Source organism: Corynebacterium sp. BD556 (genome assembly GCF_038452275.1).
Lineage (GTDB): Bacteria > Actinomycetota > Actinomycetes > Mycobacteriales > Mycobacteriaceae > Corynebacterium > Corynebacterium mayonis.
The window spans coordinates 945,741-967,962 of the sequence record NZ_CP141643.1 but is presented as its reverse complement, the minus strand read 5'-3'; the positions used below and the strand labels follow the sequence as shown (position 1 = coordinate 967,962).

Sequence of the window (22,222 nt, the reverse complement as noted above, 5' to 3'; positions counted from 1 at the left end):
CGGGGAAACTATCCGCTGTCTAAAGGAGATTTCGATGGCTGAGAACCCTCGTGCCCAGCGCCTGGCGAAGCGCATCCAGGAGATCGTGGCGAGTGCAATCGAGCGCGAGTTCAAAGACCGTCGTCTGGAACTTATCACCATCACCGATGTCAGGGTGACGGGAGATCTCCACGACGCGAAGGTGTACTACACCGCTCGCGGCAGGGACATCGATGATGAGCCTGATTATGAAGCTGCGGCGCAAGCGCTGGCTCGCGCCCGCGGCCAGTTGCGCAAGATCGTCGGCGATCAGTTGGGGGTGCGGTTTACCCCGACGTTGTCTTTTGAGCAAGACATGGTGCCTGAGGCGTCGGCACGTATGGAGGAGTTGTTCAACCGGGCGCGTGAGCGCGACGCGGAGTTGGCGAAGCTGCGTGAGAACGCGAAACCCGCCGGTGAGGGCAATCCGTATAAGGGAATGGATGACTAGATGGAAAGTTTTGTACGTCATAGGCCGAGCCCGGAGGGGAGATTGTTTCCGGAGCTGAGCGGTACTTTCGCAGAAATTGCCGCTCGTTTACGCGCGGCATCTTCCGTGGTGGTTGTGGCCCACATCCGTCCTGATGCTGACGCGGTGGGCTCCGCCTGTTCCTTGGCGCAAGCCCTGCGCAAGGTAGGCCTTGACGCTTCCGTGTGCATCGGGCAAAGGTTCAAACATCCCGACAACCTTGACGGTATCCCGGGTGTTGAGGAAATTAGTTACGTCACGGAGCTTCCCGAGGCTGATCTGGTGGTCACCGTCGACTGTGCTTCGATTGATAGGACTGGTGCGTTCGCCGCTCCGATCGCCAAGCGCCGCGACAGCGTCATTGTCATCGACCACCATGAAACGAATCCTGGTTTCGGCGGTGTGAACTTGGTAACTATTTCTGAGTCGACGACAGTGCTTGTGCGGGAGTTGATCTCTTACCTCGGCGTCGAACTCGACCGGGATATCGCCTACTGCCTGTACGCGGGTTTGGTTACCGACACGGGTAGTTTCCGCTGGGGCACGCCGCGCATGCACTTGTTGGCGGCGGAGCTGATTGGCTTCGGCTTGGATACTCGCCAGATCGCCCTTGAGTTGATGGACGAGATGGATGGTGAGGATCTGCGCCGCCTCGGCAGCGTGTTGGCGGGAGTGAAGTGGTATACCGCTGGTGGCTACAAGGTCGCCGTGTTCACGATCGAGCCGGAGTTGCACGTCGCGATGGGCCAGTCGGCGGTTGAAAGCGTCATCGATTATTCGCGCACCCTCGCTGGTTGTGATGTCGGCGTGGTGCTCAAGGGGCAAGGGCCCGGGCGGTGGAGCGTTTCGCTGCGCTCAAGCCGGATAGATGTGTCACAGGTAGCCGCGCGGCTGGGCGGCGGGGGGCATGTGCCGGCCGCGGGTTTCAGCGCCGGGGGACTAAGCGACGAGGTGGTGGAAGGGATCCTTCGCGAGATTCGATGAGTGGCGATAACCAGTCAGGTCCTTTCGCTGCTGGCACGCAGGTCTCCGCCCGCCGGATTCTGGGGTTGGCGTTGCCAGCTTTGGGAGTGCTTGCCGCGAATCCGCTTTACTTACTTTTAGACACCGCTGTGGTGGGAAGGCTTGGGACGCAGCAGCTCGCTGCGCTCGCGGCGGGGACCGCAGTGCAGTCGGCGGTGACGACGCAGCTAACCTTTTTGTCCTATGGCACTACGGCGCGGGCTTCGCGCCTTTTCGGGGCGGGGAAGCGTCGTGAAGCTGTTGCTGAGGGGGTGCAGGCTACCTGGCTTGCGGTTGCCGTTGGTGCTTTGTTGATGGCTTTGGTGTGGGCTTTTGCTTACCCGATGGCTTTCTTGCTGAGCGACGACCCCGCAACCGCACTCTTGGCCACGCGCTGGATGCGCGTGGCTGCACTGGCCATTCCCATGGTTTTGCTCATTATGGCGGGCAATGGTTGGCTGCGTGGCGTCCAGAACACTCGGTTGCCCTTCCTCCTCACCCTGTGCGGGCTTATCCCAGGAGCGATCAGTCTGCCCTTTTTGGTCTCTGCCTACGGGCTGGTCGGCTCCGCGGTGTCCAATGTCATCGGCATGGGCATTATCGCCACGTTGTTTCTGGTGGTACTTGCCCGTGAGCACCAGGGTTCGTGGGCGCCGCGGCCGCGGGTGATGGGCAAACAGCTCGTGCTCGGCCGCGACCTCATCTTGCGTTCTTTTTCTTTCCAAGTCTCCTTTTTTGCTGCCGCAGCTGTCGCCGGGCGCTTCGGTGCAGCCTCGTTGGCGGCGCATCAGATCCTGCTGCAGTTGTGGATGTTTCTCACTCTTGTTTTGGATTCTTTGGCTATCGCCGCCCAGACGTTGACTGGGTCGTATTTAGGTCAGGGCAAGCCACGTGAAGCGAAGTCTGTCGGGATCCAGGTCACGAAGTTCTCAGTCTGGTTTTCTCTTGTTCTCGCGGCGGTTTTTGTTTTTCTGGCGGGGCCGATCCAGTCGATTTTCACCGCTGATGTGCGTGTGCGAGAAGTTCTTTACTTTCCGTGGTGGCTCCTTATCGCCATGATCGTGGTTGGCGGTGTGGTCTTTGCTCTCGACGGTGTTTTGCTGGGCGCGGCAGATGCGGCTTTTCTGCGCAATCTGACGGTGGGCTCCATCGTGATCGGCTTGGTGCCTTTTGTTTTCGCCGCCCTGGTTTTCGGGTGGGGTCTGACGGGGATTTGGGTCGGCCACGTGGTCTCTTTGCTGGTACGCCTCGTCGGTGTCGTGATGCGTTTTAATTCCATGAAGTGGGCGCGAGTGGGGGTGAGGTGAGGGCAGGTCGGGGAGTGGTGCTGTGGTAGCAATAAAGGCATGACCACAACCCTGTGGGCCGTCGCGGACCTGCACGCCGCAGTGAAAGCGAATAAGCCCCGCATTGATGCGATTTTGCCGGCGGATCCTTCCGACTGGCTGATTGTCGCTGGTGATGTGGCGGAGAAAATGGACTTGATCGTGCGCACGATGAAGCAGTTGGTGGAGCGCTTCGACACCGTTATCTGGTCGCCGGGCAACCACGAACTGTTCTCCCGTTCAACCGACCGTTACCGCGGTAGGGAGAAGTATTCCGCCTTGGTGCAGGCGCTGCGTGAGATAGGAGTGATTACCCCCGAAGACCCGTACCCGGTTTTCCATGGGGTCACTATCGCGCCCCTTTTCACCCTCTACGATTATTCCTTCCGCGGCGCTGGCATGACAGTGGAGGAGGCGGTGGCGGCGGCGCGGGAGAAAAACCTAATGATGACTGACGAGTTCGCCATCGCGCCGTTTGTTGATGTGCGCGCTTGGTGCTGGGACCGTCTCGCCTACACCACGAAGCGTTTGTCGCGTATTGACGGCCCCACGATCCTCGTTAACCACTGGCCGCTTGTTCAGGAACCGATCCAGCGTTTGCAGTGGCCCGAGATCGGCCTGTGGTGCGGCACCAGGCACACACGCGGCTGGGGTCGGAGGTATAACGCGCAGAAAGTGATCTACGGCCACCTGCACATGCCGGGTGTGATAACTGTCGACGACACCGAGCACATCGAGGTTTCCCTGGGTTACCCCCGCGAGTGGCAGAGTCGAGCGGAAACATTTCCTTGGCCGTACCCGGTGATGGAGGTGGAGAGCTAATGCAGGACTTGGATCTTTTCCCCTCACAGGCGCGCTTTATCTATATCCACACCGGAACCTCCCCGGATCTAACCAATTACCGGGACTTGCACCCGGAGGAACAGGGCTTGGTCAGCCAGGCGGTCGACCTGCGGAAAGGAGAGTTCGGAGACGCCCGCTGGTGTGCCCACCAAGCCTTGGAGGAGCTTGGAGTTAACTCAAAGGAGGCGATCTTGCGCGGCGACCGCGGGATGCCTTTGTGGCCGGATGGATACACTGGCTCGCTGACGCACACGGAGGGGTTTCGTGCGGCTGTGGCGGCGCCGACGAGCCACGTGCTGTCAATCGGGTTGGACGCTGAACCGGCCGCCCCGCTGCCGCCGGAGGTAGTGGGGGAGATCGCGCGGGCGCGTGAGCGCATCGCCATTGAAAAGATGCGCGCAGAAAGCATCGACTGGGCTGACCGACTGGTTTTTTGCGCCAAAGAGGCTACCTACAAATGTTGGTTTCCGTTGACGAGGCGTTGGTTGGGTTTTCATGACGCTGAGGTGGACATCCGCGATGACGGCACCTTTTTGGCCTATATCCTGGCGCGTCCCACGCCGTTGCCTTTCTTTGAAGGTCGGTGGCAGTTGCGCAGCGGCTACATTATTGCCTCGGCGTTTGTCACTCGCTCGCTGGAGGCGCGGCTTCGGCGCCCTAACCGGTTGGCGGTTTAGAGCGTGGAGGGGCGGGCGACGAAGACCGTCGCCAAGCGTTGGCCCTGCTCTTTGACGAGGGCCACGGCGCGTCCATCGGGGCCGATCGCCGCGTGTACGCCTTGGAGCCCGCGCGGGGCGAGCCACTTTCCCATGGACAGCGCCTCGTATTCGACGGCTGTGACGTTTACCACCGGCCACGCACTTTGCAAAGCCTCGTCGAGCGTAAGGCTTAAGGTGGGGTGGGTTTCAAGGTGGCTAAGCGGGTGGGCACAGTCAAGCGTGAAAACCCCAACCTTTTCGCGCCGCAACGCCGTCAAGTGACCGCCGACGCCGAGGTCGGCGCCGAGATCGCGGGCCAGGGAGCGGATGTAGGTGCCCGAGGAGCAGTGCACCCGCGCGTCAATATCGACGAAGTTGCCGTTGCGGCGCACGTCGAGGACGTCGAATGAATGGATGGTCACCGGGCGCGCAGGGATGTCAACATCGACGCCTTCGCGGGCAAGTTCGTGGGCGCGTTTGCCGTTAATTTTGATCGCGGAAACTTTCGAGGGAACCTGCATGATCTCCCCGCGTAGCTTGGCAATGGCCCGGCGCATATCCTCATCACTTACCCCCGATGCGTCCGTCAACGAGGTCACCTCGCCCTCGGCGTCATCTGTCGCCGTCGCCGCCCCCAGGCGGATGGTGGTGGAGTAAACCTTGTCTTGTGCCACCAGGTGGGCCAGCAGTTTTGTGCCGCGCTCAATACCGGCGACGAGTAGTCCCGTCGCCAGCGGATCCAGTGTCCCGGCGTGGCCGACCTTGCGGGTGCCGAAGAACCTACGCAATCGTGCGACAACATCGTGGCTGGTCATCCCTGCGGGTTTGTCAACGAGCACGATTCCGGAGGTAGAGAGGGGATCGGTCATGGTGTCCACATTATGCCGTAACCTAACTGGCGTGGATATTTTGCGTGGTCTGGACGCGGTGCCTGAGGATTTCGGACAACCGGACGGAACGGTAGTCACCATTGGTGTTTTCGACGGGGTGCACAGGGGCCACCAGTTGCTCATTTCCCGAGCCGTGGAAGAAGCCCGCGCTCTCGGTGTACCTAGCGTGGTGCTTACTTTTGACCCTCACCCAGTGGCGGTTTTTGCCCCGGGGCGCGCCCCCTGCGCCCTGTTTACGCTGGAGGACCGGGCCCGCTACATCGAAAAACTCGGCGTTGACCACATGGTGGTCGTGGATTTTCGCAAAGAGTTGGCTGGAGACAGCCCAGCGTCCTATGTGCGTGACACGCTCGTCGGGCGACTGCGCGCCCGCCAGGTTGTGGTGGGGGAGAACTTCACCTTCGGACGCAACGCCGAAGGCACCGCCAAAACTATGTCGGAACTCGGTGCGAAAAACGGCCTCGGCGTTACAGTGGTGAGCTTGCTTAGCGACGGCGACGTGCGCATCTGTTCCACCGCCATCCGTGAGGAATTGCGGCAGGGCAACCTGCAGACGGCGCGTGAGTTCATGGGGCGCGACTTCTCTGTCACTGCTCCTATTGAACGCGGCGCCGGCCGCGGCGGCTGCGAACTCGGCTACCCTACCGCCAACCAGTACGTCGAAGACATCAGTGCCCTGCCCGCCGACGGCGTCTACGCGGGGTGGTTTACCGTCATGGATGAGGCTGCTATCGACGGCGATATGGACCCCGGCGTGCGCTACCCAGCCGCCATATCGGTAGGCACCAACCCGACTTTTGGAGATCTTCGCCGCAGCGTGGAGTCCTTCGTTTTAGATCGAAAAGCTGACCTCTACGGCAGGCAAGCCCGCGTTGAGTTTGTGGATAAGGTGCGTGACATGACCAAGTTTGACTCGGTCGATGAGTTGTTAGAGCACATGGCGCGCGATGTGGAGATCACGCGCAGGATCCTTGACGAACCGGAGAAATAGGCCAATGGCACGCCCACTGATCTTGGATCTAGACACTGGCATCGACGACACGCTGGCGCTGGCCTATGCCCTGGCCAGCCCGGAGGTCGAACTTATTGGCGTGACCGCCACCTACGGCAACGTCACCGTCGAACAGGGGGCGAGAAACTCCCTGGCGATGCTAGAGATGTTCGGAGCAACGCACGTACCAGTGTTTCTCGGGCCTGGCCATGCGCGGACACGCAGCAGTTTCGAGGTCGCGGAGATCTCCTCTTTCATTCACGGAGCCAACGGCATCGGTGAGGTGGAAATCCCCGACGCCGCACGGGCTGCGCAAGACACTTCAGCCGTCGACTTCCTCATCGACTCGGTGCGACGCTACGGTGAGGATCTGGTGATTGTTCCGACGGGGCCGTCGACAAGCGTCGCGGCGGCGATTGAGGCGTCAAAAGGCTTCGCAGACAATGCCCACATCGTCATGATGGCAGGTGCGCTGACCGTGCCAGGCAACGTGACGGCATGCTCCGAAGCCAATGTCTATCAAGACCCGGAAGCGGCTGACCTTGTGTTCCGCCGCGCCCGCGACGTCACCATGGTCGGCCTCGATGTCACCTTGCGCACACTGTTGACCAGCGCAGATACCGCACAGTGGAAATCGCTCGGCACCAAGCGCGGAGAAGTCCTCGCGGCTTTAGCCGACTACTACATCGGCGCCTACGCCACGACCTCCCCGCACCTCGGCGGCTGTGGCCTGCACGACCCGCTGGCGGTGGCAATAGCCATCGATCCAGATCTTGCGACCTATGTCGAACTCAACCTCAAAGTCGACACCGCCGCACCACTGCGGGGACGAACCATCGGTGATGAAACCCGACTCGGGCAGGTCGCAAACACACGCGTTGCCGTCTCCGTTGATGTCGAGGCCTTCCGCAGCCGCTTCATGCACAGGCTTAGCGCGCTGGCGAGCGCCAGCAGCTAAAAGGTTTTGGAGATACAGCTGCGGGTGCTGTAGCCTTTAACCTCGTTCCGGGGCAGGTCCAACACCGACCTAGTGACTGTGGTTCGCAGCGGTCTCGCCCCGGCAAAGACATGGAATGCGGACTGAAATACAAGGAGAAAACTCATGGCGTTGTCCACTGAGAAGAAGGCTGAAATCCTGAAGAACTACGGTGTTCACGAAACAGACACCGGCTCCCCCGAGGCACAGGTCGCGCTTTTGACTGAGCGCATTAACAACCTGACCGAGCACCTCAAGTTCCACAAGCACGACCACCACTCCCGCCGCGGTCTGCTGCTGCTGGTTGGTCGCCGCCGTGGTCTGTTGAAGTACCTGCGCGACAACAATGTTGAGCGCTACCGTGACCTCATCTCCCGTCTGGGTCTGCGCCGCTAAGCAGCCCCACGCGCACATAAGCTAACAAGCACCGCCATCCCGATTCGTTTCGGGGGTGGTGCTTTTGCCTTTGGGTGGGTTAAAAACCCTGCTCAGCTATGGAAGGTTAAAGCTGCGCCCATGTTGAGGCAGGTTTATGCATTTAGTTTCGTGTTGTTGCTCGATGCACAAGAGTTGCGGGCAAAAACTTCACACCGCTCAAGCAGGGCTTATCATGCGGCTGGGCCGCGCTGAAAAATTCTAGGTGAGACACAAGCCCGTTTACGAGCACACGATGGTGCGCGACGTGAGATCGTGCAGACTGTGCACCATGCGCGCACCCGAGCTGCGCGAACACGTCGCCGACCTGCTAAGATTTGCGGTTGTTGCACGTGAAGAAAGAGGCGGCACCGACGATCGCCTGGAAAGACCAAGGAGAGTAAACCCTTTGAGCACATTCACACCGAAAAATTCCCACAATGTTTATGTCGACGAAGACTACGGGACCACTGAAGCGGTAGCGGTCCTGGACAACGGGGATTTCGGTTCCCGCACCGTGCGTTTCGAAACCGGCCAGCTTGCACGCCAGGCTGGGGGCGCGGTGGCGACCTTCCTTGATGACGACACGATGATGCTGGCCACCACCACGGCCTCCAACCAGCCACGCGAGGGATTCGATTTCTTCCCCCTGACGGTGGACGTGGAGGAGCGCATGTACGCCGCTGGCCGTGTGCCGGGTTCCTTCTTCCGCCGCGAGGGTCGCCCGTCGACGGATGCGATCCTGGCTTGCCGCTTGATTGACCGTCCGCTGCGCCCGACCTTTGTTAAGGGTCTGCGCAACGAGGTTCAGGTTGTCATCACGGTGCTGTCGATGGATCCGCAGGAATACTACGACGTGATTGCCATCAACGGCGCGTCAGCCGCGACGCAGCTCTCCGGCCTGCCGGTTTCCGGCGCGGTCGGCGGCGTGCGCATGGCTCTCATTGCCGACGAGAAGCACCCTTCCGGCCAGTGGGTAGCGTTCCCGAACCATGAGCAGCGCACCCGTTGCATCTTCGAGATGGTCGTCGCCGGGCGTTTGGTGCGGCGTAAAGGTAAATCTGATGTGGCGATCATGATGGTTGAGGCGGGAGCCGGGGTGGATGTTGTCAAGCAAATCGCTGCTGGCGCCCCCGCACCGACTGAAGCTACCGTCGCCGAGGGCCTTGAAGCCGCCAAGCCTTACATCCGCACTTTGTGCGAGGCGCAAAATGCACTAGCTGAACAGGCAGCGAAGGAAACCCAGGAGTTTCCGCTCTTCCTGCCTTACTCCGAGAAGGTCTACAGGGCGGTGGAGAAGAAGGCCGGCAAGAAGTTGGCGAAGTTGCTCACCATCAAGGGCAAGCAGGACCGTGATGACGCGACAAACGAATACATGGAGGAAGTCGAAGACTCCCTGTTGGATGATTTCGACATCGACGGCGATGACCGGGATGAGCTTTCCGCGGCTTCTAAGGAGATCCGCGCCGCCTACAACGCGGTCATGAAAGACATAGTCCGCACCAAGATCCTCACCGAGGGCTACCGCATTGACGGGCGTGGACTTAGCGACATCCGCGACTTGGAAGTCGAAGTCGAGCTCATTCCACGCGCCCACGGCTCCGCCCTGTTCGAGCGCGGCGAGACTCAAATCCTCGGCGTGACCACCCTGGACATGCTGAAGATGGAGCAGACCATTGACTCGTTGTCGCCGGAGGATTCGAAGCACTACATCCACCACTACAATTTCCCGCCGTATTCCACCGGCGAAACTGGACGAGTTGGCTCCCCGAAGCGGCGTGAGATCGGACACGGCGCACTCGCTGAGCGGGCGTTGCTGCCGGTGATTCCCTCCAAGGAGGACTTCCCGTACACCATCCGCCAGGTCTCTGAGGCGCTGGGTTCTAACGGTTCGACTTCGATGGGCTCGGTGTGTGCGTCCACTTTGTCGCTCTACAATGCGGGTGTGCCGCTAGCGGCCCCGGTGGCGGGTATCGCCATGGGCCTCGTCTCCGGCGAGGTTTCCGGGGAGACGAAGTACGTTGCCCTGACAGATATCTTGGGCGCTGAGGACGCCTTCGGTGATATGGACTTCAAAGTCGCCGGCACCAGCGAGTTCATCACGGCGTTGCAGTTGGACACCAAACTTGATGGCATTCCGTCGAAGGTGCTGGCTGATGCCCTGGAGCAGGCGCGAGATGCCCGCGAAGCGATCCTGGACACCATGGCGGAGGTCATCGACGGCCCGGACGAGATGAGCCCGTTCGCCCCGAAGATCACCACGGTCAAGATTCCGGCGGCGAAGATCGGTGAGGTCATCGGCCCGAAGGGTAAGGTGATCAACCAGATCACGGAGGAGACAGGTGCCGAGATTTCCATCGAAGATGACGGCACCATCTATGTCTCCGCTGCCAAGGGTGCAAATGCCGATGCCGCTATCGAGCGCATCAACGGGATCGCCAACCCGCAGATGCCGAAGGTGGGGGAGCACTACTTAGGCACCGTGGTCAAGACGGTCGCTTTTGGTGCGTTCGTGTCGATTCTGCCGGGTACGGACGGTTTGATCCACATTTCGAAGCTCGGAGGCAATAAGCGCATCGAGAATGTCGAAGATGTGATTAACGTCGGTGACAAGGTCGAGGTTGAGATTGCTGACGTGGACAATCGCGGCAAAATTTCCTTGGTGCCGGTCGAGGACTAAGCCGCGGTGATTGTTTGACAACACCTACCGTGCAGGCCCCTTTTTTGCCTGCGCGGTGGGTGCTGTTTTATTTCTGCAAGTCCACAACTACTCGCGGTGGGTTGTGGAGTGTGTAGGCGCGGTAGGGGCGTTGTTGATCTAGTCCGATGATGTACTGGGTGTCGGCCTCGAAGACGCCGCCGTGGGTGATGCCCTTGATGGCTCCAGTTGCCAAGTCCATGGGCCCGGCCTTGATGAGTTCAGCGCGCGGGCTCAGTACCCCCATGGGGGTGCCTTGGATCATCACTTCGAGGTAGGTTGTGCCGGTGACCTCGATGGGCAACCCGGAGGCCAGTTGGCGCGGCTTGTCGACGTAGCCAGCGATAATCCCGGGTGTGCCGTGGCCTGAGTATTCGACGACGACGCGATCGAAGCCCTCATGGGAGCCGACACGAACATCAGTGACTACCAGTTCGGTTCCGGGATCTTGGTCGAGTCGCGTTTGCCCGGTGGTGTATGGGGCCGACTCGTTGACTTCGTCGGAGGTTGCCGCTACGCGGGGAGCAGCGTTTTGTGTGTTCGCTTCGGCAGATGTGGTGCCACTATGCGTTTTTTGCACAGTCGTTTGTGTCGAGGTTTGCTTCGTGGGCTCGTCCCCATCTTGCTCCCGCGGGGCGGAGCAGGAGGCCAGGGCTAGTGCTGCGACGCTGACAGTGCTGACAATGGTGATGGGTGTGACACGGGGGAGACGCTTCATGTCTTTCACACTATCGCCCAGGAGCGAACCAGCTTTGATTCTGGGGATAACCGTGAGGCAATTGTGACGTCGCAGGGGTGGGGGAGAGGCACACCCGCACCGGGTGAGAGGATAAAGTGGCCGGAGGAAGACGAGCCCGAGAAAAAGAGGAGTCCTGCTAAGTCATGGCAATCAAGGTTGGTGTGCTGGGTGCGCAAGGCCGGGTCGGTTCGGCGGTGGTGGCAGGGGTGAAAGCCGCGGTTGATTTGGAGCTTGTCGCGGCGATTGACCGCGATGACGAACTAGCCGAGTTAACAAAGGCTGGGGCTGACGTTGTCGTCGATTTCACCACCCCGAACTCCGTGATGGATAACCTGGAGTTTTGCATTAACCACGGAATTCACTGTGTGGTGGGCACCACCGGTTTCGACGAAGCCCGTTACGCCAAGGTGCGCAGTTGGCTGGAGAAAAACGAAAGTGTCGGTGTGCTCATTGCTCCGAATTTTGCTATTTCTGCCGTGTTGACCATGGCTTTTGCCCGGCAGGCTGCGCCGTACTTCGAGTCGGCGGAAGTTGTCGAGTACCACCACCCGAACAAGCTGGATGCTCCTTCCGGCACCGCGATCAAAACTGCCCAAGGCATCGCGGATGCCCGCAAAAAGGCCGGTATGGAGCCGATGCCGGATGCCACCGAGCAGGCGCTCGACGGTTCCCGCGGCGCGAATATTGACGGAGTGAAGGTCCACGCTGTGCGGATGACTGGGATGGTGGCCCATGAAGAAGTTATCTTCGGCACCACCGACCAGGCCTTGACGATCCGCCAGGATTCCTATGGCCGCGAATCCTTCGTGCCTGGTGTGCTCACGGGGGTGCGCCAGGTGGCGAATTACCAAGGGCTAACTGTCGGGCTCGACAAATACTTGGGGCTGTAGGCTGTGGCGGTTGAATCGGCGTTGCGGGTGGAGCTGGTGGCGTCGACAAGCTTCGCGGCGCCAAGTGGCATTGATTGGGAGCCGGACCCTGCCGCTAGTGAGGCTGAAAGCCTTGTTGAATTCGCGGGCCGTGCCTGTTACGAAACTTTCAGTCGACCTAACCCGAACACGGCGGCCAACGAGACTTACCTGCATCACATTATTGACGTTGGTCACGATGCGCTGCTCGAGCACGCCACGGCGACAATGTATATCCGCGGCCTGTCACGCGCGGCTGGCAACGAGCTTTTGCGTCACCGCCACCTGTCTTTTTCCCAGTTAAGTCAGCGTTTTGTCCACGCCGGGGCGAGTGAGGTTGTGGTCCCGCCCGCCATCGCCGCCGATCCCGAACTTAAGCGGTTGTTTCTCCGCGCTGTCGACGATTCCCGTTTCGCCTATGGTGAGCTTCTCGACGCCCTCGAAGGCGACGCGACTTCCGAACGCAACTCCCTGCTGCGGGCGAAGAAAGCTCGGCAGGCGGCGCGTGCCATTTTGCCTAACGCGACGGAGACGCGCATGGTGGTTACCGGCAATTACCGCGCGTGGCGCGAGTTCATCGCCGCCCGGGCCTCCGAACACGCCGACGTGGAAATTCGCAGCCTGGCCATTGAATGTCTCACGCTGCTGCGCGGCACCGCACCGGCGCTTTTCGACGACTTCCTCGTCAGCACCCTAGCCGACGGCTCAGAAATGGCCACCAGCCCATATATCCGCTAATGTCGGCGCGCTGGTGGCGCACCTCGGGGACCCAGAAGGTAACCTGTGAGGCTATGGGCACTTCAATTAAAGCTAACCGAGGAGCCGAAACCTTCGGCACTGTTTCCGTTGCCATGGTCACACCCTTTAGCAAAGATGGGGACGTAGACCTGGCGGCGGGGCGACAGTTGGCTGCCCACCTCGTGGACAATGGCGTCGATTCTTTGACGCTTGCGGGCACAACCGGCGAGTCCCCGACCACCACCCTTGACGAGAAAATCGCACTGCTTCAGGCTGTGCGCGCAGAGGTGGGGGACCGCGCCACACTCATCGCTGGTGCCGGAACCAACGACACGCGCAAAGCTGTCGAAGCTGCGGTAGCCTCCGCAGAGGCCGGCGCCGATGCTTTGCTCGTGGTTACGCCGTATTACTCCAAGCCCTCACAGGAGGGCATCGTTGCGCACTACCGTGCTGTGGCTGCTGCCACGGAACTTCCGATTTGTTTGTACGACATTCCGGGCCGTTCCGGTATCGCACTGGAGGAAGATACGATTCGCCGCCTCGCGGAGATCCCCACTATTACGGCGATGAAGGATGCCAAGGGTGATTTCCTCCAGGCTGCGCGATTAATTCACGAAACTGGGCTGGCCTGGTATTCTGGCGATGATCCGCTCAACTTGCCGTGGCTTTCCGTCGGCGCCACCGGAGTCATCTCCGTCGTCGGCCACGCCGCACCGCAGTTGCTGCGAGAAATGATTACAAGCTTCGAGGACGGCGACCTCAACCGTGCGCGGGAGATAAACGCCACCACCATCGACGTGCTTGCACGCCAGCAGGCAATTCTCGGTGGTACGACATTTTCGAAGGCAGCCCTGCTTTTGCAGGGCATCAATGTGGGAGAGCCCCGTTTGCCTGTCGCTGCTGCGACGGACGAGCAGCTAGAGGTTCTCCGTAAAGAGATGGAAAAGGCTGGAGTCCTTTAAATATGAATGAACCCCGTAACCGGTCACGCAAAGTCACCCGCAAAGCAGGACCACCTGAGCCGAATGACCAGCAACCGGTCTTTCAAGCTCCGGAGAGTGAGCCGAGCAACCACGCCAGCGAGGAAGGCAACGAAGACTCTCGTTCCCGCGGCGATGACCTGAAGGGAAACAAAAACGGTGGTGGGCGCAATGCCCGCAATCGACGTGGCCGTACCCGTGGCCGCGGCGGAAACGGCGCGGGCGCAAATGGTGGCAATAACCGCCGCAACCCCATGAAGTCCATGCAGGGTGCGGACTTGACCAAGCGTTTGCCTGCACCCCCGAAGGCCCCGCAGAATGGACTGCGTATTTATGCCCTCGGTGGTATTTCCGAGGTGGGCCGTAACATGACGGTCTTCGAATACAACGGCCGTCTCCTCATCGTCGACTGTGGTGTGCTCTTTCCGAACTCCGGAGAGCCGGGCGTCGACCTGGTGCTGCCCGATTTCGGCCCCATTGAAAAGCGCCTGGATAAAATTGACGGGTTGGTTGTCACGCACGGTCACGAAGACCACATTGGTGCCATCCCGTGGCTGCTTAAGTTGCGCCCGGACATTCCGATTTACGCCTCGCGTTTTACTAATGCACTGATCGCCGCGAAAACTCAGGAGCACCGGCAGCGGCCGAAGCTGCACGAGGTGAACAAAGACTCCGAGGTCACTCTCGGCGCTTTCCGTTTGCGTTTTTGGCATGTGAACCACTCCATCCCTGAGTGTTTGGGTGTGTCGATCAAAACTGGCGCGGGCCACGTGGTTCTCACTGGCGACGTAAAGGTCGACCAGACGCCTTATGACGGGAAACCGACTGACATTCCGGCGTTGGCGCGTCTGGGCGACGAGGGCATCGACCTGTTTATGTGTGATTCCACCAACGCTACGGTGCCGGGAATTTCGGCGTCGGAGGCGGGAATTGAGGAGACGCTGATTCGTTTGGTTAGCGGTGCGAAGCAGCGCGTAGTCATTGCCTCTTTCGCCTCTAACGTCTCCCGCGTCCAGATGGCGGTCAACGCTGCCGTGGCGACCGGTCGGAAGGTGGCCTTCAATGGCCGGTCGATGATGCGCAATATGGAAATTGCTGAGAAAATGAACCTTCTCAAGGCCCCCAAGGGCACTATTGTGCCCATTGATGAGGCTGCGAAGATGGCTCCGCACAAGACGATGCTGATTACCACCGGTACTCAGGGTGAGCCGATGGCGGCTCTTTCGCGTATGTCGCGCCGTGAGCATCGGCAAATTACGGTGCGTGACGGAGATTTGATCATTTTGTCCTCCTCGCTCATTCCTGGCAATGAGGAGGCGGTTTTCGCTGTCATCAACAACTTGGCGCAGATCGGTGCGAATGTGGTCACGAACGAGGATGCTCATGTCCACGCTTCGGGTCACGGCTACGCTGGTGAGCTCGCGGCGCTCTACAATGCGGCGCGTCCGAGAAACGCCATGCCGGTCCACGGCGAGTGGCGCCACATGCGGGCGAACAAAGAGCTTGCCATTTCGACAGGTGTTCACCCGTCGAATGTTGCTCTGGCGCAAAATGGTGTGGTTGTTGACATGGTGGACGGCAAGATTAAGGTTGTCGGCCAGTACCAGGTTGGTCAGCTCTACGTCGAGGGTGAGACTATGGGTGATGTCGACCCGGATGTTTTGGCGGACCGCACGAGTCTCGCTTCCGGCGGCGTGGTGTCCATCACTTGTGTGATCAATGATCGCACCGGCAGCCTTTTGGAGGAGCCGCGCGTGTCCACGACCGGTTTTTCGGAGGACGACCGTGACTTCAACAAGCAGGTTGTGGAGGGTGTTGTAGCGGTCATGGGCGATCTCGCCGCGGAGGGTGAAAACGACCCTTATCGTATGGTTCAGCAACTGCGACGCAAGGTCTCGCGCGCCATCGTGCAGAAGTACAAGCGCGAGCCGGTGATTTTGCCGACAGTCATCCCCATGGGTGCGGACAACGCTCCGGTGGCGGATGAGGAGATCCGCGCGACCCGCGAGTCGCTTTAAGGATTCTGGTTCCCGGTGTGTTCCGGGATCATTAGGGGGTGGGCCTCGGCGCTATGCTGGGGCCCATGTCTTTTGCACAACGCGAACGCGCACTTTTGGCGCAGTTGCTTCTCGACGCCGGCCCTGAAGCGCCGACCCTTTGCCAGGGGTGGGCGACTCGTGACATGGCTGTCCACCTGTTTATCCGGGAGAACCGCCCGTGGGCGGCGCCGGGGGTGTTTTTTTCCGCGCTGGAGCATGTTTTAGAAAAAGAAACTGCAAAACAGATGAAGCGCCCCTACGAGGATGTGGTGCGCGACTGGGCTGCTGGGCCGCCTTTGGTTGTGCGTCCGGTGGATTCGAGGATCAACGCCGCTGAGCACTTCATCCACCATGAGGATGTGCGCCGGGGTGAAGGCTTCGTCGCACCGCGTGAGTTCAGCAAGGTGGTGGAAAAGCAGTTGCTGGATGCGGCGGCGATGTTTGGGAGGATATCGCTTCGTGCGCTCGATGTTCCTGTCATTCTTACGCCCCCGGATTTGCCGCCGGTGACTGTGGGCAACAAGCGTGCGGTGGCTGAGCGTGGGGACAGCGTGGTGCGTGTCTTTGGTGAGCCGGGTGAGCTTTTGATGTGGGTAAGCGGCCGCGATGTGGCTGAGATTAAGGTGGAGGGGCAGGAAGATCTCGTGGCGCAGGTCAAGGGCAAGCTCGGGGTGTAGGCGCCTGTTCGGGGGCGTTTCCTTGGGCATATCCGGGTGTGGCGCGTGGTGTCTCGGTGGCGCAAGGTACTAATGTTACAACCATGTCTGTCAGGAACTCCATGCACCGCAGCAGTGCCCGCGCCACGTCAGGCCCCCACGGTCGGGCGCGTTCGCCGCGCACATCCGCGACGATATCGACGCGGCAGCAGGCGCCGATATCGATGACACACCCGCCGACATCTTCCATGGTTGCCGCCGAAACGGGTGAAGAACGCGTGGGTTCTGCCTACCGTGTCGTCGGAGGATCCCTCAGCTCAGCGTTTCGTGGGACGGCCAAGGGCCTTTCCACAGTCGCAGCCAAGCTGACAGCGGGCAAGGCCGGTGGGGCGCGGCGAGCGGCGCGCGAGGTAAAGCTGGACGAATACAACGACGAGGAGAAAGACATCAGTTCTCTGCGCGGCAAGCGCCAAGGAAGCGACATCGCCCCGGATGAGGAACCCGCACAGCGGGAAAGCCGTATCCGCCGCAGCACACGGGATAGCGCGGACGAGCCAGGCGACGGGATTGCCGACATTGATCGTCGACAACGCAGTGGCAATGTCGATTTGTGGGGCCTGCTGCTGATCGGCCTGGCTGCTGTTGTCGGCGCCTCGGTGTGGCTTGATATCGCAGGCCCAATCGGACGGGCCATCGACGACGGCGCTCACTGGGTCATTGGAGCCGGCGCATTGATCCTGCCGGCAGCCCTTGTCGTCGCTGCCGTGGCGCTCATGCTCGATGTGCGCCACGACCCTGCGGTGCGCACCAGGGTACTCATTGGAGTGGCAATCATTGCGGCGGGCATGCTGGGGCTCGTCCACGTCCTCGCGGGAAACCCTTCGGACTGGCAGGGGCGCACCATTGCAGGTGGCATCATCGGTGCAGTGCTGGGCGGAAGCCTGGCCGCAGGTTTTTCCTCCTATGTCGCCGTGCCCTTATTGTCACTGATCATCTTCTACGGCGCGCTGCGCACCACAGGCATTACCGTGCGCGAGGCTTATGACTACGCCAAGGGCTTAATCCAGAGCATGATCAACGGCGCGCGCACCTTCGCCCCTGAGGATGAAACAGACGATGATACCCACAGTGATCCCTATTCGGATGTCTCCGCACAGCTCGACGACATCGCCGCCGGGCGGCAGCGCTCCCGTATGCCACACCGCGCCACACGACCCGCGGAACAGCGGGAGGCGACCCGCAGCCCCATGGACAACTATCCGGCGGAAGATGGGGCAGGCAGGCGTCGACAAGCTGCGGCCGCAAGCGAAGTGTACGACCTGGCCGGCGACATAGACGATATTGACGATATTGACACTTCCGCTGACGGCGGCGAGGCGGATGAGGAGGCGGAAAACGCACCCGTAACGCGGGCGTTGCCGCGCCAAGCGCCGCACCATCCGCCCGCGCCAACCCGCACTGTCTCGCGTGAATCTGCACACGATGTTGAAAAAGGCGCCACAGACGATGCCGTGGCACAGTCACGCGAAGCGATGCGACAGGCGATCGTTGCCCGCAGCGGCATCGACGCCGCCGCTATCCCGGCAACCACCCCGAAATCGGAGCTGGAGAGATCTCAACCCCATCCCACAATCCCCGCAGCCTCGGTGGCAAAGGAAACGAACTACGACCTGCCTTCGACAGACCTCCTGGTGCCAGGAGCGAGACCAAAGACACGCACTGAGGCCAACGACCGCATGATCGAAGCGATCACGGACGTTTTCGAAGAATTCCGCATCGACGCCCAAGTCACAGGCTTTTCCCGCGGCCCGACAGTGACCCGCTACGAAGTGGAGCTTGGGCCCGGAGTAAAAGTTTCCAAAATCACCAACCTGCAGTCAAACCTGGCCTACGCGGTGGCCACCGACAACGTCCGCCTCCTCACGCCGATCCCGGGCAAATCCGCCGTCGGTATCGAGGTGCCCAATATGGACCGCGAAATGGTGCGCCTGCGCGACGTTTTGGATGCTCCGAAAGTCGCCTCCGACGATGACCCGATGCTCATTGGGCTAGGCAAAGACATCGAGGGGGACTTCATCGCCTCAAGCGTGCAAAAAATGCCGCACCTGCTCGTCGCCGGCTCCACCGGCTCCGGCAAGTCAGCCTTCGTCAACTCCTTGCTGGTTTCCCTTCTGACCCGCGCCACGCCCGAAGAAGTGCGACTGATCCTAATCGACCCAAAAATGGTCGAACTGACACCTTACGAAGGGATCCCGCACCTGATCACCCCAATTATCACGCAGCCGAAGAAGGCCACGGCCGCGCTGCAGTGGCTGGTCGAGGAAATGGAACAGCGTTACATGGACATGAAGTCCGCACGAGTGCGCCACATCAAGGACTTCAACCGCAAGGTACGCTCCGGCGCCATCGAACCGCCGCCCGGCTCACAGCGAGAAATGCGGCCTTACCCTTTCATCATCTGCGTAGTCGACGAGCTCGCCGACTTAATGATGACGGCGCCGAAGGAAATCGAGGACTCCATCGTCCGCATCACCCAGAAGGCGCGAGCGGCCGGCATTCACCTGGTGCTGGCCACCCAGCGACCCTCGGTGGACGTGGTCACGGGCCTAATCAAAACCAATGTTCCCTCGCGCCTAGCCTTCGCCACATCCTCGTTGACGGACTCACGCGTCATCTTGGACCAGGGCGGTGCCGAAAAGCTCATCGGCATGGGCGATGGGCTGTTCATCCCCCAGGGTGCAAGCAAGCCCCAACGTCTCCAGGGTGCCTATGTCACAGACGAGGAGATCCAAGCTGTCGTAGAGGCGGCCAAGTCCCAGCACGAACCGAAGTACATCGAAGGAGTCACCGAGGAAAGGGCCTCCGAAAAGAAGGTCATTGACGACGACATCGGCAAGGACATGGACGATCTGCTTGAGGCGGTTGACCTCGTGGTCACCTCACAACTCGGGTCGACGTCGATGCTGCAGCGCAAACTGCGCATCGGCTTTGCCAAAGCGGGCCGCTTAATGGACCTGATGGAATCTCGCGGGGTCGTCGGGCCTTCAGAGGGATCCAAAGCGCGTGAGGTGCTGGTCAAACCCGAGGAGCTTGAAACCATCACGTGGATGATCAAGGGCGCCGACCCAGCCGAGGCCCCCAAGGGCGCGCTCGAAGGCGACGCCAACGAGGCTGACAGTTCTGATAGTGCAGAAGGTGACGGCGGCGCCGCGGACACCCGCATCATTGAGGCGACGTACAACCCAACAAACGGGGCGTTTTAGGCACCTGGACCAACCAGACAACTTCGAGGGGCGCCATCTTCCCACCGGTTGCGGTTGTGCTGTAGGCTAACCCACGTATTGGAGGGGAGTACCCCGCACACGTGCATGATCGTCAGCACGGCCAGGTTGGCCCGGTCCGCACGGCCCGCCTCCGCGGGTGGGGGAGACCTCCGGTCTTTATTTAGTCTACGACTGACCGGAGGTTTCTTATATGGATGTCCCTTTGTTGATCTGGTTGATTGCCGGCGCGGTGATCCTCGGGTTTTTCATTTTCGATTTCGCGGTCCACGGCCGCCAAGCGCACGAGCCCTCCATTAAGGAAGCCAGCTTTTGGACCGTGTTCTACATGACCATGTCTGCCATCTGCGGCGGCATGATTTGGTGGTTGTGGGACCATGAGCACGGGATCCAATACTTCACCGGCTACATCACCGAGCTGGCGCTGTCCGTAGACAACCTATTTGTCTTCGCTTTGATCATGAGCGCGTTTAAGATACCGCGCAAATACCAGCAAAAAGTTCTGCTGCTGGGCATTGTCATTGCCTTGGTCTGCCGCTTGGTGTTCATTTTGCTCGGCGCGGCGCTCATCCAAGCCTGGTCTGACGTGTTCTACATCTTCGCCGCGTTCTTGATCTACACCGCAGTCAAGCTGCTGTGGGACGAGGCCACCGATCAACCGGAAACTGACCCGAATGACATGGCAGTGGTAAAGGCGCTACGCAAGGTCATTCCGGTGACAAGCTCGTACCACGGTGACAAGTTGCTGTCGCGCACGCAGGCCGGCAAGCGCGCCGCGACCCCGCTTTTCGTTGCCCTGCTTTCGATCGGCTTCATCGACGTGATGTTTGCCTTCGATTCCATTCCGGCGATCTACGGCATCACCTCGGAGGCGTTCATCGTCTTTACTGCGAACGCCTTCGCCTTGATGGGTCTGCGTCAGATGTTCTTCCTTCTTTCGGGCTTGCTTGACCGCATCGTCTACTTGCCTTACGGGCTGGGCATCATCTTGGGCTTCATCGGCGTGAAGCTTTTGCTCCACGCCCTGCACGAAAACAACTTGCCGTTCATCAACGGTGGAAACAATGTCAACGTGCCGGAGGTCAGCACCGTTTTATCCCTCGGTGTTATCGTCGGGGTTCTGATCTTGACGGTAATTGCCTCCCTCATTAAAGATCGGTTGGATATCGCGGCAGGCCGACGCAATCCGGAGGCCCTCGCCTGGCACATTGACTACGATGACCACGGCAATCGCCGCAAGGTTGCCCAAGACGGCACCCACTTGGAGTGGATCGACAACCCGGAGACTTCCGGCAAGGGGGATCACACCGCGACGGGGTCGACGGACGTGGAGCACCTGACTGTCGATCGCAGACACTAGGTGGCGGCCTGCCCGCTGGATGCTAAGCAGCTAGGTAGTCTGGAAGTCGTGAGTACGAGTACGTCAGGCACCAGCGTCCCATCCCCGAAGGCAGGCTCCCCGTCGAACTGGAACCTGCCTAACATCCTCACCTCTTTGCGGATCCTGTTCGTCCCCGTTTTTGCTTGGCTTGTCTTAAGCCAACAATGGTGGTGGGCGTTCGGGCTTTTCGTGGTGCTAATGGCCACGGACAAGCTTGACGGCGACATCGCGCGCGCCCGCGGTTTAATCACGGACTTTGGCAAAATCGCAGATCCGATCGCCGACAAAGCGTTGATGATCACTGCATTGGTCTGTTTAAATATCGCCTCTACCTTGCCGGTGTGGATCACGGTGATCATTGTGGTGCGCGAGTTGGGCATTACGCTGTGGCGCATCAGGATGCTGCGCCGCGGCAAGGTGGTGCCCGCGAATAAGGGCGGTAAGCTCAAAACGGTGCTGCAAACCTTGGGTGTGGCCCTCTATTTGTGTCCGTTGCCGGCGTGGATGGACCCCGTGACTTTTGTGGTCATGCTGGTTGCGGTTGCGTTTACCGTGGTGACTGGAATCCAATACTTGTTGGATGCGAGGAAGGTCAATGCCTGAGCTGGCAATTTTCGATACAGCGCACAAACTCATCGGGGAGTTGCAGGCGCGAGGCCAAACTATTTGCTTCTGTGAGTCGTTGACTGCTGGGCTGGCGATGGCCCGCCTCGCCGATGTTCCCGGGGCCTCAGCGGTACTGCGCGGCGGTCTTGTCACTTACGCCACTGACTTAAAGCAAGAACTCGCAGGTGTGGCACCGGAGGTTTTGCAGCAATACGGGCCGGTTTCTGCGGTCACGGCCCGCGAAATGGCCCGCGGCGCGCGGCGCGTTTGTCGCGCGGATTGGGCCGTGGCGATAACGGGAGTGGCGGGCCCTGATAGCCAGGACGGCCACCCGGTGGGGGAGGTGTGGGTTGGTTTGGCGGGCCCGAGGTGGACGGCGTCTTCGGCTGCCGCCGAGCTTGTCGACGCCTCCCTTGGGCGCTTCGCCCTGACTGATAGTTCGCCCCACCCGCTGCGCGTGCTCGCTGGGGATCGTGCCCAGATTCGCGAAGCCGCCTCCCACGCCGCACTCATTGGTGCCCTCAAGGGCGTGCGGGAACAAAACCCGGCTGAAAGACGTTGAGTCGATTG

The 22,222-nt window shown here is 60.4% G+C and carries 20 protein-coding genes; 18 read left to right on the top strand and 2 right to left on the bottom strand.

Going from position 1 to position 22,222, the window contains the following annotated elements; translation table 11 throughout:
* Positions 1 to 34: 34 nt before the first annotated feature.
* The 5 genes from rbfA to VLL26_RS04580 are packed head-to-tail and all read left to right on the top strand — an operon-like array spanning position 35 to position 4,334.
* Complete coding sequence (gene rbfA, locus VLL26_RS04600; RefSeq protein WP_342319932.1) at positions 35 to 469, top strand: 30S ribosome-binding factor RbfA; 435 nt, start codon at positions 35 to 37, stop codon at positions 467 to 469.
* Complete coding sequence (locus VLL26_RS04595) at positions 470 to 1,471, top strand: DHH family phosphoesterase (protein WP_342319931.1); 1,002 nt, start codon at positions 470 to 472, stop codon at positions 1,469 to 1,471.
* Positions 1,468 to 2,796: an MATE family efflux transporter gene (locus VLL26_RS04590; RefSeq protein ID WP_342319930.1), complete on the top strand. Its 1,329-nt coding sequence runs from the start codon at positions 1,468 to 1,470 to the stop codon at positions 2,794 to 2,796. Before VLL26_RS04595 ends, VLL26_RS04590 begins: the two co-directional genes overlap by 4 nt.
* A 39-nt stretch (positions 2,797 to 2,835) precedes the next feature.
* Positions 2,836 to 3,636, top strand: coding sequence for a metallophosphoesterase family protein (locus tag VLL26_RS04585; RefSeq protein ID WP_342319929.1), 801 nt, complete (start codon positions 2,836 to 2,838; stop codon positions 3,634 to 3,636).
* Positions 3,636 to 4,334: a 4'-phosphopantetheinyl transferase family protein gene (locus VLL26_RS04580; protein ID WP_342319928.1), complete on the top strand. Its 699-nt coding sequence runs from the start codon at positions 3,636 to 3,638 to the stop codon at positions 4,332 to 4,334. Before VLL26_RS04585 ends, VLL26_RS04580 begins: the two co-directional genes overlap by 1 nt.
* Here the strand turns inward: VLL26_RS04580 and truB are convergent.
* A complete protein-coding gene (truB, locus tag VLL26_RS04575) occupies positions 4,331 to 5,224 on the bottom strand; it encodes a tRNA pseudouridine(55) synthase TruB (protein ID WP_342319927.1) in 894 nt (297 codons plus the stop codon). The genes VLL26_RS04580 and truB overlap by 4 nt on opposite strands.
* Before the next feature lie 31 nt (positions 5,225 to 5,255).
* Here truB and VLL26_RS04570 point away from each other — a divergent pair, with 31 nt between their 5' ends.
* The 4 genes from VLL26_RS04570 to VLL26_RS04555 all read left to right on the top strand — a co-directional run bounded on the left by VLL26_RS04570 (position 5,256) and on the right by VLL26_RS04555 (position 10,306).
* The gene (locus tag VLL26_RS04570; RefSeq protein WP_342319926.1) at positions 5,256 to 6,236 is read left to right on the top strand and encodes a bifunctional riboflavin kinase/FAD synthetase; all 981 of its coding nucleotides are present in this window, start codon (positions 5,256 to 5,258) and stop codon (positions 6,234 to 6,236) included.
* A 4-nt stretch (positions 6,237 to 6,240) separates the two neighbouring features.
* The gene (locus VLL26_RS04565) at positions 6,241 to 7,194 is read left to right on the top strand and encodes a nucleoside hydrolase (RefSeq protein ID WP_342319925.1); all 954 of its coding nucleotides are present in this window, start codon (positions 6,241 to 6,243) and stop codon (positions 7,192 to 7,194) included.
* A gap of 144 nt (positions 7,195 to 7,338) precedes the next feature.
* Positions 7,339 to 7,608, top strand: coding sequence for a 30S ribosomal protein S15 (gene rpsO / locus VLL26_RS04560; RefSeq protein ID WP_342319924.1), 270 nt, complete (start codon positions 7,339 to 7,341; stop codon positions 7,606 to 7,608).
* A gap of 427 nt (positions 7,609 to 8,035) precedes the next feature.
* Entirely contained in the window at positions 8,036 to 10,306 is a 2,271-nt protein-coding gene (locus VLL26_RS04555) for a polyribonucleotide nucleotidyltransferase (RefSeq protein WP_342320151.1), read from the top strand.
* A 67-nt stretch (positions 10,307 to 10,373) separates the two neighbouring features.
* Here the strand turns inward: VLL26_RS04555 and VLL26_RS04550 are convergent, their stop codons facing one another.
* On the bottom strand, positions 10,374 to 11,042 hold the full coding sequence (locus VLL26_RS04550) for an AMIN-like domain-containing (lipo)protein (protein ID WP_342319923.1): 669 nt from the start codon (positions 11,040 to 11,042) through the stop codon (positions 10,374 to 10,376).
* 164 nt (positions 11,043 to 11,206) lie between these two features.
* Here VLL26_RS04550 and dapB point away from each other — a divergent pair, with 164 nt between their 5' ends.
* The 9 genes from dapB (at position 11,207) to VLL26_RS04505 (ending at position 22,214) form a co-directional block, all read left to right on the top strand.
* Entirely contained in the window at positions 11,207 to 11,953 is a 747-nt protein-coding gene (dapB, locus tag VLL26_RS04545) for a 4-hydroxy-tetrahydrodipicolinate reductase (RefSeq protein WP_342319922.1), read from the top strand.
* A 3-nt stretch (positions 11,954 to 11,956) separates the two neighbouring features.
* A complete protein-coding gene (thyX, locus tag VLL26_RS04540; RefSeq protein WP_342319921.1) occupies positions 11,957 to 12,709 on the top strand; it encodes an FAD-dependent thymidylate synthase in 753 nt (250 codons plus the stop codon).
* Positions 12,710 to 12,762: 53 nt separating this feature from the next.
* Positions 12,763 to 13,671: a 4-hydroxy-tetrahydrodipicolinate synthase gene (gene dapA, locus VLL26_RS04535; protein ID WP_342319920.1), complete on the top strand. Its 909-nt coding sequence runs from the start codon at positions 12,763 to 12,765 to the stop codon at positions 13,669 to 13,671.
* Between the two features lie 2 nt (positions 13,672 to 13,673).
* Positions 13,674 to 15,707: a ribonuclease J gene (locus tag VLL26_RS04530; protein ID WP_342319919.1), complete on the top strand. Its 2,034-nt coding sequence runs from the start codon at positions 13,674 to 13,676 to the stop codon at positions 15,705 to 15,707.
* A gap of 65 nt (positions 15,708 to 15,772) precedes the next feature.
* On the top strand, positions 15,773 to 16,405 hold the full coding sequence (locus VLL26_RS04525; RefSeq protein ID WP_342319918.1) for a TIGR03085 family metal-binding protein: 633 nt from the start codon (positions 15,773 to 15,775) through the stop codon (positions 16,403 to 16,405).
* Between the two features lie 83 nt (positions 16,406 to 16,488).
* The gene (locus VLL26_RS04520; protein ID WP_342319917.1) at positions 16,489 to 19,647 is read left to right on the top strand and encodes a DNA translocase FtsK; all 3,159 of its coding nucleotides are present in this window, start codon (positions 16,489 to 16,491) and stop codon (positions 19,645 to 19,647) included.
* A gap of 211 nt (positions 19,648 to 19,858) precedes the next feature.
* Positions 19,859 to 21,025 (top strand): TerC family protein, encoded by a 1,167-nt coding sequence (locus VLL26_RS04515; protein WP_342319916.1) that lies wholly within the window; start codon positions 19,859 to 19,861, stop codon positions 21,023 to 21,025.
* 48 nt (positions 21,026 to 21,073) lie between these two features.
* Positions 21,074 to 21,649 carry a CDP-diacylglycerol--glycerol-3-phosphate 3-phosphatidyltransferase gene (pgsA, locus tag VLL26_RS04510; RefSeq protein ID WP_342319915.1) on the top strand — a complete coding sequence of 192 codons (576 nt, stop codon included), beginning with the start codon at positions 21,074 to 21,076 and terminating at the stop codon, positions 21,647 to 21,649.
* Positions 21,642 to 22,214, top strand: a complete 573-nt coding sequence (locus VLL26_RS04505) for a CinA family protein (RefSeq protein WP_342319914.1) — start codon at positions 21,642 to 21,644, stop codon at positions 22,212 to 22,214. Before pgsA ends, VLL26_RS04505 begins: the two co-directional genes overlap by 8 nt.
* Positions 22,215 to 22,222 lie beyond the last annotated feature (8 nt).

What these genes read in the sequence shown, in the direction of transcription:
- rbfA (WP_342319932.1), top strand. Translation starts at nt 35, where the DNA reads ATGGCTGAGAACCCTCGTGCCCAGCGCCTGGCGAAGCGCATCCAGGAG.
- VLL26_RS04595 (WP_342319931.1), top strand. Translation starts at nt 470, where the DNA reads ATGGAAAGTTTTGTACGTCATAGGCCGAGCCCGGAGGGGAGATTGTTT.
- VLL26_RS04590 (WP_342319930.1), top strand. Translation starts at nt 1,468, where the DNA reads ATGAGTGGCGATAACCAGTCAGGTCCTTTCGCTGCTGGCACGCAGGTC.
- VLL26_RS04585 (WP_342319929.1), top strand. Translation starts at nt 2,836, where the DNA reads ATGACCACAACCCTGTGGGCCGTCGCGGACCTGCACGCCGCAGTGAAA.
- VLL26_RS04580 (WP_342319928.1), top strand. Translation starts at nt 3,636, where the DNA reads ATGCAGGACTTGGATCTTTTCCCCTCACAGGCGCGCTTTATCTATATC.
- truB (WP_342319927.1), bottom strand. Translation starts at nt 5,224, where the DNA reads ATGACCGATCCCCTCTCTACCTCCGGAATCGTGCTCGTTGACAAACCC.
- VLL26_RS04565 (WP_342319925.1), top strand. Translation starts at nt 6,241, where the DNA reads ATGGCACGCCCACTGATCTTGGATCTAGACACTGGCATCGACGACACG.
- rpsO (WP_342319924.1), top strand. Translation starts at nt 7,339, where the DNA reads ATGGCGTTGTCCACTGAGAAGAAGGCTGAAATCCTGAAGAACTACGGT.
- VLL26_RS04550 (WP_342319923.1), bottom strand. Translation starts at nt 11,042, where the DNA reads ATGAAGCGTCTCCCCCGTGTCACACCCATCACCATTGTCAGCACTGTC.
- dapB (WP_342319922.1), top strand. Translation starts at nt 11,207, where the DNA reads ATGGCAATCAAGGTTGGTGTGCTGGGTGCGCAAGGCCGGGTCGGTTCG.
- dapA (WP_342319920.1), top strand. Translation starts at nt 12,763, where the DNA reads ATGGGCACTTCAATTAAAGCTAACCGAGGAGCCGAAACCTTCGGCACT.
- VLL26_RS04530 (WP_342319919.1), top strand. Translation starts at nt 13,674, where the DNA reads ATGAATGAACCCCGTAACCGGTCACGCAAAGTCACCCGCAAAGCAGGA.
- VLL26_RS04525 (WP_342319918.1), top strand. Translation starts at nt 15,773, where the DNA reads ATGTCTTTTGCACAACGCGAACGCGCACTTTTGGCGCAGTTGCTTCTC.
- VLL26_RS04520 (WP_342319917.1), top strand. Translation starts at nt 16,489, where the DNA reads ATGTCTGTCAGGAACTCCATGCACCGCAGCAGTGCCCGCGCCACGTCA.
- VLL26_RS04515 (WP_342319916.1), top strand. Translation starts at nt 19,859, where the DNA reads ATGGATGTCCCTTTGTTGATCTGGTTGATTGCCGGCGCGGTGATCCTC.
- VLL26_RS04505 (WP_342319914.1), top strand. Translation starts at nt 21,642, where the DNA reads ATGCCTGAGCTGGCAATTTTCGATACAGCGCACAAACTCATCGGGGAG.